Below are 439 nucleotides of genomic sequence, written 5' to 3'. Positions count from 1 at the left end.
GCCAGTTAGGGAAATTTAGTTTTTATAACTAAATAAGTATGGTTGCTCGTTAAATTTTCACTTTTCTCTATCCGCTTTTTCCCATCAAACTTAAAAATGGGCAGACTTATCCCTCGAGATGATTTCAATTTTTAAAATGATGAATGGCTATTGATTGGGTCACTCAATAAGCGGTATGCCCTGAATTTTTTTCAAGGCGAACCAAAAGTGTTTTTTATAAAGACAACTGCTACATAGTTTGAAGGTCGTATAACGGGCTGTGTTGATTACTTTACCTGCTATTTTAATCAGCTTAATTCTAACAGTTGCTATGGTGCTTTTACTCATACTTCTAGGTAAGCAGAGTCGGCGAAACCAATTCGCAAAATTGTAGGCGAGTAAGGCAATTTGTAGCTTTGTCGCATTTGTGTAAAAGTCAGGACTACTTAATTGGTCGAAC

Annotated in this window: 1 protein-coding gene; it reads right to left on the bottom strand. The window is 36.2% G+C overall.

Annotation, left to right across the window (positions count from 1 at the left end):
• Nucleotides 1–159: 159 nt before the first annotated feature.
• The coding region (locus ACYQ4S_RS12325; protein WP_459771463.1) for a transposase at nucleotides 160–439 on the bottom strand (280 nt) is incomplete at its 5' end.

It is taken from the genome of Alkalibacterium sp. s-m-28 (genome assembly GCF_054658175.1).
The sequence above is the reverse complement of the archived record's forward strand: the minus strand, read 5'-3'. Positions and strand labels throughout refer to the sequence as shown.